Source organism: Ewingella americana ATCC 33852 (genome assembly GCF_000735345.1).
Classification (GTDB): domain Bacteria; phylum Pseudomonadota; class Gammaproteobacteria; order Enterobacterales; family Enterobacteriaceae; genus Ewingella; species Ewingella americana.
The window spans coordinates 1-13,155 of record NZ_JMPJ01000042.1 but is presented as its reverse complement, the minus strand read 5'-3'; the positions used below and the strand labels follow the sequence as shown (position 1 = coordinate 13,155).

Sequence of the window (13,155 nt, the reverse complement as noted above, 5' to 3'; positions counted from 1 at the left end):
TGTTGATCTTAAAAGCCAGTTTGCGTGGCCACGCAAGCTCCCATCAACGAGCTTTCTTCGTCGCAAACCCCTTATCCAAATTCCTCCAATACACCACCCAGGTGATCACCGCGCACACCACGTAAAACACCAAGAACACTTTCATCGCGCCTGCTGGTGAGCCGGTCATGGCGAGGGATGTGCCGAAGGCTTTCGGGATGAAGAAGCCGCCGATAGCGCCGATGGACGAGATAAAGCCCAGTGCCGCAGCGGTGTCGGTGATAGCTTCGCGTTGGGCGGATTCTGCGGTTTCGCCGCGAGCTAAGGCTTGATCGGTGGTTAATTTGCGGAAAATCACCGCGATCATCTGATAGGTCGAGCCACTGCCCAGACCGGCGGTCAGGAACAGCACCATAAATACGCCGAAGAAGGCTGGGAAATTACCGCCCGCGCCGCCGCTTGGCAGCGTTAAGAACAGCAAGGCGGCGGCAATCGCCATCACCACGTAGTTCCAGAACGTCACGCGAACGCCGCCCAAACGGTCGGACAGCATGCCGCCGCCGGAACGCGCCAAGGCACCAAAGAATGGGCCGAAGAAGGCGTAATGCATGATATTCACTTCTGGGAACTGGGTTTTGGTCAGCATGGCAAAACCGGCGGAGAAGCCGATAAATGAGCCGAATGCCGCCAGATACAGCACGCACATGATCCACAGGTGGCCGCGCTTCAACACCGGCAACTGCTGGCGAATTGAAGCCTTGGAAGAGGCTAAATCGTTCATGCCGAACCACGCGGCGACGGTACAGATGATCAGGAAGGGTACCCAGATCCACGCGGCGTTTTGCAGCCACATGCTGCTACCGTCGGCTAAGGTCTGCGGCTGGCTAAAGGCACCAAAAATCCCAAGGGAAATGGCTAACGGAGCCAGCAACTGCATCACGCTGACGCCCATATTGCCCAAACCGCCGTTAATCCCCAGAGCACCGCCCTGCTTGGCTTTCGGATAGAAGAAGCTGATGTTCGCCATGCTCGAAGCGAAGTTCGCGCCGCCAAAACCACACAGCAGCGAGATGATCAGGAAGGTATTATAGGACGTGCTGGTGTCCTGTACCGCGAAGCCCAGCCAGGCGCACGGGATAATCAAAAATACCGTACTGATGGCAGTCCAGCGACGCCCGCCGAACAGTGGGATCATAAAGGAGTAAGGCACGCGCAAAATCGCGCCGGAGACTGACGGAATGGCGGTCAGCATAAACAGTTGATCGGTGGTGAAGTTAAAACCGACTTTATTGAGATTCACCGCGACCAGGCTGAATAACATCCAGACGCAGAAGCCTAACAGGAGTGAAGGAACGGAGATCCACAGGTTACGGCTGGCCACTTTATGGCCGGTTTTCTCCCAGAAGGCAGAGTCTTCCGGTCGCCAGTCTTGAAGGAGTCTCGACGGCTTAGACGCGGGTGGTGCTGAAGTATGGGGCATAGAAAACCTCGAATTGGCAGAGCATTGTTGTTATTAATGCTGCCAACACTAGGTAGAGCACCCCTTTCGGATGTTGATGCAAATCAAGCAGATGGTGGTTAAGTTTGGGCCTTAAAATCACCCCACGTCCTTTATGGGTATCTCCACACCTATTGATAATTGGCTATAATTCATAGAGTTGATGTCATTATGGCTTTCTATTGATAGGCCGCGCTATCCCTCGGGAAATAAATAGGTACTCCTATTGGAGTATAGGGATCTCAGGCAGGATAATAAAAAATATGCCCACACTAACCCAATGCCATTATCCCTTCACGTTACTAATAGGAATGACAACATGCTTACACGCGCTGTGACGCCGCTGTCGCTGGTCAGCCAAATTGCCCTGCTGATGCTGTTGCTCGGCCTGTTGGGTATTGGCGGCATGAGCGTCGCCGCGTGGATGGCGCAGAGCATTCAGGGCAACGCGCACGCCATCAACAAGGCCGGTTCGCTGCGTATGCAGAGTTATCGCTTGCTGGCGTCTGTGCCACTGACTCCGGCCAGTAACGGCTATTTGCGCCAGATGGAGCAAGATCAGGATAACGAAGATCTGCGCCGCGCGGTGCAAAGTGAAGACCTTCAGCCGGAGTTCGACGCCCTGCGCCGCTACTGGATGGTGACGCTGAAAGACCAAATTCGTCAGGCGCAGACGCCTGCGCAAGTCGCCTCTAACGTGGCGGTGTATGTCGGCCAGCTCGACAAGCTGGTCGCCGCGCTGGAGCATAAAACCGAATATCACCTGACGCTGATTTCACTGGTGCAGCGCGGCCTGCTGCTGGTCACACTATTGCTGCTGGGACTGACGATTTGGTTTTTGCGCCGTCGCCTGCTGGAGCCGTGGAAACGGCTGTTGGCGCAGGCTAACGCAGTCAGCGCCAGCGATTTTAGCCAGCGCTATCAGGTGAGCCAGACGGCCCGCCCGCATAATGAAATGGATATTCTCGGCCAGTCGCTGAACAGCATGTCGCAGGCGCTGGAGCGCACCGTGGACAGCCTTGCCCAACTGGTGGACAACAAAACTGCCGATTTGCAGCAGAAGAATCAGGTGCTGGATTTCCTCTATCGCGTCAGCCGCCAGCTGCATACCAGCGCCCCGCTGGAGCGCCGTCTGGTGCCGGTTTTGGAAGAGCTACAGCAGCTGACGCCGCTACAGTCCGTGCAGCTGCGGCTGTATGAGAACAACAGCGCCGAGCTGTTTAATGATATCGGCAGCCCGGCTTCCGGGCAGCACCATTTATACAGCGACAACAACGCGTCTGACGAAAATAGCCACCAGCAGCCGATCAGCTGGAGTTTGCAAGACGAACGCGAAAATTACGGCGTCCTGCTGGCGCAGCTGCCTCAGGGCACCTCGCTGACTCTCGACCAACAGCGTCTGGTGACCACCCTGCTGGAGCAGCTCACCAGCACCTTGATGCTGGCAAGGCAGGCGGAACACCAGCAGCAGTTGATGCTGATGGAGGAGCGTTCCGCCATTGCCCGCGAGCTGCACGACTCGTTGGCGCAGTCCCTCTCCTGCTTGAAGATTCAGATTGCCTGTTTGCAGATGCAAGGCAGCGAACTGACGGCTGAAAACAGCCAGCTGGTGCAGCAGATGCGCGATGAGCTAAACACCGCCTATCGCCAACTGCGCGAGCTCCTAACCACTTTCCGCTTGCAGATGAACACACCGGGCCTGCGCGCCGCCTTGCAGCACGCGGTAGATGAGTTCTCCGCCCGCATGGGGATCACCATCAACTTTGACTACCAGCTGCCACCGCGATCGGTGCCAGCCAATCAGGCCATTCACCTGCTGCACATCGCCCGCGAAGCCCTGAATAACGCCTTTAAGCACGCCAATGCCACGCAGATTTCTTTAAGAGTGAGCTGTGAGCAGGATGAAATTATGATGCAAGTGACCGACGACGGTCAGGGCATCCCCGAAGACATCGAAAGACAGCATCATTACGGCCTGATCATCATGCAGGATCGCGCCAAAAGTTTGCACGGCCAATGCCAAATCACGCGCCGGGAAAGTGGCGGGACACAGGTCACCGTCCGCTTCCGTCCAGACGCATTGCCGATTAATCCTCAGGAGCAAGTATGAACGACGCCACCCCTTCCACCATTTTATTGATTGATGACCACCCGATGCTGCGCAACGGCGTTAAGCAGTTGATCGCGCTGGACAGCACCTTGCAGGTGATTGGCGAAGCGAGTAACGGCGAGCAAGGCGTCGAACTGGCGAAACAGCTCGACCCGGACCTGATCCTGCTGGATCTCAATATGCCCGGCATGAACGGCCTTGATACGCTGGATAAGATGCGCCAAACCGACCTTTCGGGCCGCATCGTGGTGTTTAGCGTGTCGAATCATGAAGATGACGTGGTGACCGCCCTGAAACGCGGCGCGGATGGCTATCTGCTCAAAGACATGGAGCCGGAAGACCTGCTCGCCGCGCTACACAACGCCGCAGGCGGCAAGATGGTGCTCAGCGAAGCCTTGACGCCAGTGCTGGCAGCCAGCCTGCGCGAGAGCCGCCCGAGTGGCGATCGCGACATTCAATCTTTAACGCCGCGCGAGCGCGATATCATCAAGTTGATCGCCGAAGGTTTGCCCAACAAGGTGATCGCCCGCCGCCTGAACATCACCGAAAGTACGGTGAAAGTTCACGTGAAGCACCTGCTGAAGAAGATGAAACTCAAATCGCGCGTCGAGGCGGCGGTCTGGGTGCTACAGAGCAATGTGATTTGACGGTAACGTGTCACCAATTTGCAATTTGCGTCACAACGAATAGCTATAAAGCACTTGCTGACTGAGCTTTGTCGAGCCACTATTTGATTATCAGTTTAGCGTTATTAATCAATAAGGTGGACATATGGACGTCGACAAAGCAATTCAGGAAGCCAATGAGAGAGAGCGCAAAGAGTGGGCTTTTGTCCGCTGGGGGATAAGAGCCATCTGGTTGGCCGGATGTCTATATATGGTGTGGATGCTTATTAATGGTGGCTGGCAGGGTTTTGCTCATGTTTGGCAAAATTTGTTCGGCTAGTAAATCTGGGGAATATTATCACATAATCTACTGATTTTGCTGTAATACCCCATCCCAGACTCCCCCTTGTCAGGGGGAGGAGCGAACGGCCTGACTTTTAACTTACAGCGCCCGCCCAAAATTACCTGATGACCCTCACTTCCCTTCAATCAGCCGCACAGCCAGTTCTGGGCTAAAGATGCCCGCCGCCGGGCCGTTGTGGCAGTCGGCGTTGGGGGACGACGCGCCGTCGGAGTCGCCGGGTTGTTTAACCCAAGCTGCCGTCACGTCGCCAGAGATTTTACCGGGCAAGCTGCCAATTTTGCGCCCCGGCGGGTTGCACCACTGGCCGTTATCAGAGCCGTTGCCGCTGCGGCCGGTGTCTATCAGCATCGATTTACGGTAGCCGTAGCTGGCCGCCAGCCGGGCATTGACCGCCTCGCCGTAGGCTGTTGATCGCTCGAGCCGATAGAAGTTGGAGACATTTAACGCAAAGCCTTGCGCCAGTTTAATGCCCGCTGCGTTGAGTAAATCGGCCATGGCGTCGGCTGGCTTCCAGCCTACATTTCCCGCGTCGAGATACACATTGGTTTTCGTCGCGTGCTGCTGAAACTGCTCTAAAGCGTAGTGAATCAGCGCCAGCCGCTCTTGGCGCTTGGCGGGTGTCAGGCAGTCGCTGTCGGCCAGCGCATCGGGTTCGAGCACCACCGCCGCCGATTTGCTATCAATGCCCCTAATAAAGTTATCAATCCAGCCGCGATAGCTCTGTGCGTCGCTGGCGCCTCCGGCAGAAGCCCCGCCACTGCAATCGCGCCCCGGCAAGTTATAGGCCACCAGCAGAGGAACGCGCTGAGCCTGCTCGGCGGCGTTCACGTAGCGGCTTACCGCCTGCGCCAGCTGGTCGTTGCTTTGACTGGTGCCGGTAAACCACATTGCGGAAGGCACTTGGGCAATCGCGGCGTTGATGGTGCTGGCGCGAGGATCGTCCGGGTGGGCTTTCACCCATTGCGCGGCGGAAGAGTTGGGATTGATATAGAAGCTATCACTGGCTAATGCGGCCAGTGACCAGCAGGAACTGAGGAGGCAAACGCCGATAACTGCGCGCTTTAGCATGGGTAAGTTCTCAAGGTGAAAAAGCCATTATTAGATAGCTTAATTAAACGCCCGTGACACCACTCGCTAGAAATTAAATCGCTGCTGCTGCATGTCTTCACTCAGCGGCGGCGGCGTGACGTTGAGGGTTATCCAGTTGGAGGTCACGTTCTGATTTTTGCTGTCCACCACCGTGACCGACAGACGATAGCTGTTATTCGCACCCGGCGAGCTATCCCACGGCGGCACAATCACGCTCCAGCCGTCGGTGTTGCGGTTATTGTGCGGCGGCGTCAGGCTCAGCGCCTGCGTATCACCCTGCCAGCTCAGCGCGCTGATGCTGTTGAGCGCCCTGACCTGCAATTTCAGCGCCACGGTTTCCCCCGGCTGCAAATTCCATGGCGGCGTGGCCAGATAAACCGACAGCGTTTTGCGCTGCTTGAAGTCCATCACCGGCATGTTATTACGCTCAACCACGTCCATTCGGCTACCGCGCAGCGAGTGTGCCTCGGCCACGTTATTAGCCGAAAGCTGCTGGGACAGCGGCACGCCAAGACGGTAATTGAGCGTCAGTTGGACGCTATCCTGATTGTCGCCATCCTGCCCGGCTTGGTGGGCGGCTTTCACCGTCACCAAAGGCACCGGCGTGTAGTTCAGGCCAAAGGTCATGGCCGACGGATTGGTCTGCCGCGTGCCGTTACCGAACAAATCCACCTGATCGCCATAATACTGCTCGAAGCTTAGCGAAGCGCCCAGTTGACGATAAAACGGCAAATATCCTTTGGTGGTGATGTCATAGCCCCGCGCCTGTCGGCGAAGCTGCGGCGAGGTGCTGCTGTCCGCTTTATAAGAAGAAAAAGGCTGATAAACGTTGGTGGAGAAATGCAGGTAATCGGTCCACGCCTCGGCTCCCAAGCTGCCGCGACTGAGTTGATGGTCGAAGTCATTATCCACAAAGGCGTTATAGCCCAGCATCCAACTGCCCTCGTTCCAGCGCTGCCCCAGCCCGAAGTTACCCACGGTTGAGTCCGTGGCGCTGACCAACCCAACCTGACTGTAAGTCAGCAGACGGTCGTTTTGGTACAGCGGGCTGAAAAGCTGCCCACGGCTGCCGTCGAGATTTCGCCCGCTGACGTCCAGAGACATGCTGGCGGTGCCAAGCGGCGAGAGCAAACTGCTGGTCTCTTTCTGCACCAGCTTGGCGGCCTGCGTCAGCGCCAGTGATTCTGCCTGCTCGCGCAAGGGGTCCTGACTGTCGCTGGAGGTGCTCTGCTCACCAAACTGCTTCAAGGTGTTGGCGAATTTGGTTTCAGCAGCGGTAGCCCCGCTGGCGGGTTTATAATAGGCGCTGCCCAGACTTGGCAAGCTATTAGGGTCTTGTGCAGGGGCTCCGGCATTGAATAGCGAATTGGCATCGCCAGCGGGAGCTGAGAGATCGGCGTCAGGGGAAAATCGCTGGTAGGCGTCTACCGTCAGCGCGTTGGCGCTTGCAGTATAGAAAGCCGATCCCCACAGAATAAGCAGTGAGGCGCGCACAGGAGGCGCTATTCGCTTCAATAAATCGGGTAAAACTTCTGTGACGTCTGTCATGTCCTGCACAAATAAAGAGTGAACCACGATCTTAACTCACAGAAGGCATTTATCAAGCCAGAAGAGCACTTTAGGCCACTTCCGCAGGCGCTTTAGGTAAATTCTGAAACATTATTTACATTTGGTTTAAGTTTCGTTCACATTGCGTCAGTTATACCTCAATGACCTGATCCGTGAGCACGCTGTCATTCCCCTGATGACGTCTGGGAACGACGGATTGTCGCTTTATTGTTGCGGAGACAACGGATGCAGAAAGCATCAAAACAGCGTTTTATTGGTTTGGAATGGCTGCGCTTCCTGCTCGGCTGCTATGTGATGGTCTATCACACCTTTCATCAGTACCCGCAGCGCGGCTCGGTGCCGTTCTTGGCAGAGCTGACCAGCATGGGTTTCTTCGCCACCAGCACCTTCTTTGTTCTCTCCGGCTTTCTGCTCACCCACGTCTATTTCAACGGCAACCAGATGCGCGAGTCGGGCCGAAGTTTTCTGAAAAAACGCTTCTGCAACCTCTATCCGATCCACATCGTGGCGCTGGCGTCGTCGATTTTAGTGGTCAGCCTGATGCAGTGGCTGGCCATTCCGCCGGAAGGTCCCGGCTCGAGCCTGCGCTTTGTGGTGTATGACACCAACTCCGAGCTGGGTGGCACTAATCCCGAGCTGTTCCGCCACTATATGACCAATGCGCAGTTGGCTTTTAACGGCGTGTTGCAGCTGCTGATGCTGCAAGCCTGGAACCCCTATTTCCTGACGTTCAACGCGCCGCTGTGGTCACTCTCCACCCTGTTCTTCTTCTATCTGTTCTTCCCGTGGCTGGGGCCGAAGCTGCTGGCGCTGCGCCACAAATGGCTGTGGATGGCGATCATCTGCGCCATTTACCTGTTGCCGCCTATTTGGGTGATTTGGCAGCAGCAATACGGTATGCCGTTCACCGGGCTGTTGCAGCGCGGGCCGCTGTTCCGCCTGCCGGAGTTTCTGGCGGGAATTCTCGGGTATGGCATTTTCCGCCAGCACCAGAGAGCCAATCTGGTGATTGGCCGCTCGATGCGCACCCTGCTGGCGCTGGGGATTTTGCTCTGCTTCCTGATTGGCACCGCGCTGTTCACCCATGGCAATGGTCGCCACTGGTACTTCCTGCTGCACAACGGCTTACTGCTGCCTTCGCAGGTTTGCTTGGTCTATCTGAGTGCCTTGGCCCATGACCCAAAAAGCGCGTGGCTGAGACACTGGTCGCCACGGCTTGGCGCGGCCTCTTTATCGATATTCGCCCTGCACGTTCCGCTGTTCAGCCTGTTCCGCACACTGGAACAGTTACTGCGCGGCGCGCCGATGAGTTGCTTTAATGATTGGCAAGGTTGTGTCGATGCGGCGGGTAAAGTGCAGCTCAGCGTGACCGGTTATGTGATTTATCTGCTACTTACTGTGGCAATTTGTGTGATCTTCCAAGAAAGGTTTGTAGTGCGGATGCGCAATTTTCTGCTACGGCTCTTCTCCTCCTCGACAAAACCACAACGTCAGTAATGACAGGGGCTGCGGAGGGATTTGGTCCCTCTCCGCAGCCAGTGGATTGTGTAAATTAAACACGGTTCCTATAACAGCTTTACCCAAATTTACACATTTCATAACATTTTTAACATCTAAGACCGTTCTCGTTACAAGGATTAATCATCTATCCTGTTTAGGTAAATTTGGTTTTAGTTACGCCACCCGAATGCAAATTTTTATTTGCATCGCGTGACTATTATCACTATTAACGTTCTACACATAACGAACAAATTTGCACGCCGTATCCCCTCGTCAGACAGCACAGATTGTCTGATGAGAAGTGCGCATTCTATAAAACAAGGGAACATAGATGAGCAAAAAAACCTTGCCCGGCGTTACGCGTCGGCAGATCTTGACGTTTTCAGCCGCGTCCGCCGCACTTGGCGTGGCCAAGGCAGCAAACGCGATTACGCTCAAAGGCACGCCCGTGTGGAGCCCCTTTGACGCCAGTCCTCCCCCGCAGATTGAAACCGAAGGTTGGGTGTTCTTTACCGACGCCGAAGCCGCCGCGCTCGAAGCCATTGTTGACCGTCTGATCCCCGCTGATGAGTTGAGCGTAGGTGGCAAAGATGCCGGTTGTGCCGTGTTTATTGACCGCCAGCTAGCCGGTTTCTATGGCACCTACTCCCGTCTGTACATGCAAGGCCCGTTCAAGCCAGGCACGCCGGAACAGGGCGACCAGTCTCCTCTGGTTCCGCAGCAGCGCTACCGTTTAGGTCTAGCCGCGCTGGAGCAGTACACCCAGACGGAACACAAAAAATCCTTCAAAGATCTGACCGGCGACCAACAGGATGAAATCTTGGGTGGCTTACAAACCGGAAAAATAGCTTTGAATGGCATCGATTCCAAACTGTTCTTCGATATCGCGCTGAAGAACACCATGGAAGGTTTCTTCGCCGACCCGATTTATGGCGGAAACCGCAACATGGTGTCGTGGAAAATGCTCGGGTTCCCGGGCGCGCGTTACGACTATCGTGAATACATCGGCAAACATAACCAGAAATTAGATCTGGAACCGCTGAGTATCTCCGGTGGAGATGCATGGAAGATGAAAAGCTAGGGGCGAAAGAACAGATTATGGCAAAGAAACTACCCAAAACTGACGTGGTGGTGATTGGTCTCGGCTGGGCCGGATCGATTATCGCCAGCGAATTGACCGACGAAGGTCTGAACGTGGTCGCTATTGAACGCGGCCCGTGGCGTGATACCGCGCGTGATTTTAACGTCGCTACCGTCACCGATGAGCTGCGCTACAACAGCCGTCAGGAGCTGATGGTGCAGACCGCGCAAAACGCCATCACCATCCGCAACAACCCGTCGCAAACCGCACTGCCGATGCGCGAATGGGGTTCGTTCCACCCGGGTAACGGCACCGGCGGCGCGGGCAACCACTGGGCGGGCATCACCTTCCGCTTCCAGCCAGACGAGTTCCGCCTGAAAAGCCACCTGACCGAGAAGTACGGCGCGAAGGCCATTCCAGAAGAGTTAGTGCTGCAGGACTGGGGCACCGACTGGGAAGAGATGGAACCGCACTACTCCTCTTTCGAGCGTTTGGCGGGCGTGTCCGGCAAAGCCAGCAATGTGAAAGGCGAGCATCACGAAGGCGGCAACCCTTACGAGGGTATGCGCTCCATCGAGTACCCAACTAAGCCAATGGACATGCCGTATGGCCCAACCCTGTTCGCCGAAGCCGCGCGCAACATGGGTTACAAAGCCTTCCCGGTACCCTCTTCACTGGTGTCTGAAGCCTATACCAACCCGTTGGGCGTCAAGATGGGCCCGTGCACCTACTGTGGTTTCTGTACTAACTACGGCTGTGCCAACTACTCGAAAGCCAGCGCCATCACCACCGTGCTGCCTGCGCTCATCCGCAAAGAGAATTTCGAAGCCCGCACCAGCTGTGAAGTGATGCGCGTGGTGAAATCTCCGGACGGCAAACAGGTCACCGGCGTGGTGTATATCGACTCCTCCGGCGACGAGTGGGAGCAACCGGCTGACTTGGTTATCGTCACCGCGTTTACCTTCGAAAACGTGCGTCTGATGCTGCTGTCAGGGATTGGTAAGCCATACGATCCGATCAGCGGGACCGGTACCACCGGGCGTAACTATGCCTACCAAACCGCCAACGGCGTGCAGCTGTTCTTCGATGACAAGAACTTCAACCCGTTCATCGGCGCAGGTGCCGTGGGCATGGGTATCGACGACTTCAACAATGACAACTTCGACCACAGCGGCCTAGGCTTCTTCGGCGGCGGCAGTATCCGCGTGACGCCAATCGGCGGCGCACCTATCGGCTATCGCCCTGTCCCACCGGGAACGCCAAAATGGGGTAAAGAGTGGAAGAAAGCCACGGTAGACAACTACCTGAGCAGCATGTCGATTGGTTGTGAAGCCAGTAGCTACACCACCCGCACCAACTATCTGTCTCTCGACCCGAACTACGAAGACCGTTTAGGCCGTCCGCTGCTGCGCGTGACCTTCGACTTCCCAGAAAACGACCTGAAAATGGCCGCCTACTGTACTGGGAAAGTCGGCGAGATCGCCAAAGCCATGAACCCGCGCCAATATGTTGAAAACCCGATGAAAGGCCACTGGAACGGCGCGCCGTATCAGTCTTCTCACGTGGTGGGCGGCTTCGTGATGGGTGCAGACCCGGCAACCAGCTCGGTGAACAAACACCTGCAGGTCTGGGATGTGCCGAACCTGTTCGTGGTCGGCGCTTCCGCCTTCCCACAGAACCCGGGCTATAACCCAACGGGTACCGTTGGCGCGCTGGCGTTCAAGGCCGCAGAAGCCATTCGCAAGTTTTATCTGAAGAAACCGGGAGAGATGATTGCATGAAAACTTTAGCTTCCTTCTCACTCGGACTGGTGGCCTTAACCCTGTCTGGTCTGGCTCACGCCGCGGGCGATGGCGCTTTCGAGCAGGTTGAGCGCGGCCGCTATCTGGCCACCGTCGGCGACTGCGCCGCGTGCCACACGGCTTCTACTCCAAACGCCAAGCCTTTCGCTGGCGGTGTGCCAATCGAAACACCTTTTGGCCGCTTGGTAGGCGCGAACATCACGCCTGATCCAGAAACTGGTATTGGTAAATGGAGCTTCGACGACTTCCAGCGCGCGATGTCCGAAGGTATCGGCCACGGCGGTAAACGCCTGTACGGCGCTATGCCATTCACGGCTTACACCAAGGTTACTCGCGAAGACAACGCCGCGATATGGGCCTATTTGCAGACGGTTCAGCCAGTGCATAACGAAATCGAAAGCAACCAGCTGCCTTTCCCATTCAACATCCGTACCAGCCTGATGGGCTGGAACTGGCTGAACTTCACCAAGGGTGAATACAAGCCGAAGATGGATAAGTCTGCTGAATGGAACCGTGGAGCTTATTTGGTTGAAGGTTTAGGCCACTGCGGCACCTGTCACACGCCGAAGAACCTGATTGGCGGCGACAAAGACAGCCAGTTCCTGCAAGGCGCGGTGATTGAAAACTGGGTTGCTCCAGACATTACCGTGAACCAGCACACCGGGATTGGTAAGTGGACAGAAGAAGACCTGATGCAATATCTGAAAACCGGCGCAAACCGTTTCGATATCGCCTCTGGTCCAATGGCTGAAGAAGTGGATCACTCGTCCCAGCACTGGACCGATGCCGACCTGAAAGCGGTCGCGGTTTACCTGAAAGACAGCGGCCACGACAGCGGTTCTAAAGCACCAGAGCCAATCAAAGCCGATGATAAAGCGATGATCGCCGGGAAGCAGATTTACGCCGACCGTTGTTCAGCTTGTCATACGCCAAACGGCCAAGGTCAGGAAGGTCTGTTCCCACGTCTGGCCGACTCCGCGTTGATCAACCAAGATCACGCCACGTCGCTCATCCGCGTCGTGCTGGCCGGCAGCCGTCCTGTCGCCACCAAAACCGCACCAACCGCCCCATCAATGCCATCCTTCGATGGTGTGATGAGCGATCAGGATGTCGCCAACGTGCTGACGTATATCCGCAATAGCTGGGGGAATTCAGCGTCCGCTGTATCGAGTTCGGATGTTAAGGACTTAAGGGCTGAACTGAAGAAATAGTTATTAAGGTTTGACCTTAATAATCCTCAAGTGGGGGCGCTGAAAAGCGCCCTTTTTTTTCGCTTGTAAGCGAAGGAACTTTTCTTAAGGTCAAGGTCAAGGTCGTGGGCGTCGGCCCACACCGACCAAGGGAGGCGTAAACGCGCCTCCCTTGGAACCCTGCGTTTTTTCTTTTGTGAAATCGAGGCTGCGCAGGGTCGGAATGGACATGTTTCAGGCACTTTAGTGATCGTCGCGAAGTGCCGCCGCTTAGGCGGTTCCCTCAGTTCGGGATTACTCGGCCTCCGGCCTCGCCCTTCGGGTCGTTGCTACGCAACGCTGTCTCGCTTCGCTCGGCTCGAGCCATA

General features: G+C 56.0%; 10 protein-coding genes and 1 other RNA gene. 7 read left to right on the top strand and 4 right to left on the bottom strand.

Annotation, left to right across the window (positions count from 1 at the left end):
* Positions 1-43 precede the first annotated feature (43 nt).
* Positions 44-1,459 carry a NarK family nitrate/nitrite MFS transporter gene (locus GEAM_RS07705; RefSeq protein WP_034790207.1) on the bottom strand — a complete coding sequence of 472 codons (1,416 nt, stop codon included), beginning with the start codon at positions 1,457-1,459 and terminating at the stop codon, positions 44-46.
* Positions 1,460-1,796: 337 nt separating this feature from the next.
* Between GEAM_RS07705 and narX the strand changes: the two genes are divergently transcribed.
* The 3 genes from narX to GEAM_RS23085 all read left to right on the top strand — a co-directional run bounded on the left by narX (position 1,797) and on the right by GEAM_RS23085 (position 4,532).
* A complete protein-coding gene (narX, locus tag GEAM_RS07700) occupies positions 1,797-3,587 on the top strand; it encodes a nitrate/nitrite two-component system sensor histidine kinase NarX (RefSeq protein WP_034790205.1) in 1,791 nt (596 codons plus the stop codon).
* The gene (gene narL, locus GEAM_RS07695; protein WP_034790203.1) at positions 3,584-4,234 is read left to right on the top strand and encodes a two-component system response regulator NarL; all 651 of its coding nucleotides are present in this window, start codon (positions 3,584-3,586) and stop codon (positions 4,232-4,234) included. The genes narX and narL overlap by 4 nt, the downstream gene beginning before the upstream one ends.
* Before the next feature lie 124 nt (positions 4,235-4,358).
* Positions 4,359-4,532, top strand: a complete 174-nt coding sequence (locus GEAM_RS23085) for a hypothetical protein (RefSeq protein ID WP_156965800.1) — start codon at positions 4,359-4,361, stop codon at positions 4,530-4,532.
* Between the two features lie 135 nt (positions 4,533-4,667).
* On the opposite strand, the gene GEAM_RS07690 is transcribed toward GEAM_RS23085, so the two are convergent.
* Both GEAM_RS07690 and GEAM_RS07685 read right to left on the bottom strand, forming a co-directional pair.
* Positions 4,668-5,624, bottom strand: a complete 957-nt coding sequence (locus tag GEAM_RS07690; RefSeq protein WP_034790201.1) for a glycoside hydrolase family 6 protein — start codon at positions 5,622-5,624, stop codon at positions 4,668-4,670.
* Positions 5,625-5,690: 66 nt separating this feature from the next.
* Entirely contained in the window at positions 5,691-7,193 is a 1,503-nt protein-coding gene (locus GEAM_RS07685; RefSeq protein WP_034790198.1) for a YchO/YchP family invasin, read from the bottom strand.
* Between the two features lie 246 nt (positions 7,194-7,439).
* On the opposite strand from GEAM_RS07685, the gene GEAM_RS07680 reads away from it, so the two are divergent.
* The 4 genes from GEAM_RS07680 to GEAM_RS07665 all read left to right on the top strand — a co-directional run bounded on the left by GEAM_RS07680 (position 7,440) and on the right by GEAM_RS07665 (position 12,808).
* Complete coding sequence (locus tag GEAM_RS07680) at positions 7,440-8,711, top strand: acyltransferase family protein (protein ID WP_034790197.1); 1,272 nt, start codon at positions 7,440-7,442, stop codon at positions 8,709-8,711.
* Between the two features lie 334 nt (positions 8,712-9,045).
* A complete protein-coding gene (locus GEAM_RS07675) occupies positions 9,046-9,795 on the top strand; it encodes a gluconate 2-dehydrogenase subunit 3 family protein (RefSeq protein ID WP_034790195.1) in 750 nt (249 codons plus the stop codon).
* A 17-nt stretch (positions 9,796-9,812) separates the two neighbouring features.
* Entirely contained in the window at positions 9,813-11,576 is a 1,764-nt protein-coding gene (locus GEAM_RS07670) for a GMC family oxidoreductase (protein WP_034790209.1), read from the top strand.
* Complete coding sequence (locus tag GEAM_RS07665) at positions 11,573-12,808, top strand: cytochrome c (RefSeq protein WP_034790193.1); 1,236 nt, start codon at positions 11,573-11,575, stop codon at positions 12,806-12,808. Before GEAM_RS07670 ends, GEAM_RS07665 begins: the two co-directional genes overlap by 4 nt.
* Positions 12,809-13,064: 256 nt before the next feature.
* Here GEAM_RS07665 and GEAM_RS22610 read toward each other — a convergent pair.
* Positions 13,065-13,155: non-coding RNA, RtT sRNA (locus tag GEAM_RS22610), on the bottom strand; the annotation flags it as partial.

Bases quoted from the DNA above. Each gene is read 5' to 3' on its own strand.
- GEAM_RS07705 (WP_034790207.1), bottom strand. From the start codon at position 1,459: ATGCCCCATACTTCAGCACCACCCGCGTCTAAGCCGTCGAGACTCCTT.
- narX (WP_034790205.1), top strand. From the start codon at position 1,797: ATGCTTACACGCGCTGTGACGCCGCTGTCGCTGGTCAGCCAAATTGCC.
- narL (WP_034790203.1), top strand. From the start codon at position 3,584: ATGAACGACGCCACCCCTTCCACCATTTTATTGATTGATGACCACCCG.
- GEAM_RS23085 (WP_156965800.1), top strand. From the start codon at position 4,359: ATGGACGTCGACAAAGCAATTCAGGAAGCCAATGAGAGAGAGCGCAAA.
- GEAM_RS07690 (WP_034790201.1), bottom strand. From the start codon at position 5,624: ATGCTAAAGCGCGCAGTTATCGGCGTTTGCCTCCTCAGTTCCTGCTGG.
- GEAM_RS07685 (WP_034790198.1), bottom strand. From the start codon at position 7,193: ATGACAGACGTCACAGAAGTTTTACCCGATTTATTGAAGCGAATAGCG.
- GEAM_RS07680 (WP_034790197.1), top strand. From the start codon at position 7,440: ATGCAGAAAGCATCAAAACAGCGTTTTATTGGTTTGGAATGGCTGCGC.
- GEAM_RS07675 (WP_034790195.1), top strand. From the start codon at position 9,046: ATGAGCAAAAAAACCTTGCCCGGCGTTACGCGTCGGCAGATCTTGACG.
- GEAM_RS07670 (WP_034790209.1), top strand. From the start codon at position 9,813: ATGGCAAAGAAACTACCCAAAACTGACGTGGTGGTGATTGGTCTCGGC.
- GEAM_RS07665 (WP_034790193.1), top strand. From the start codon at position 11,573: ATGAAAACTTTAGCTTCCTTCTCACTCGGACTGGTGGCCTTAACCCTG.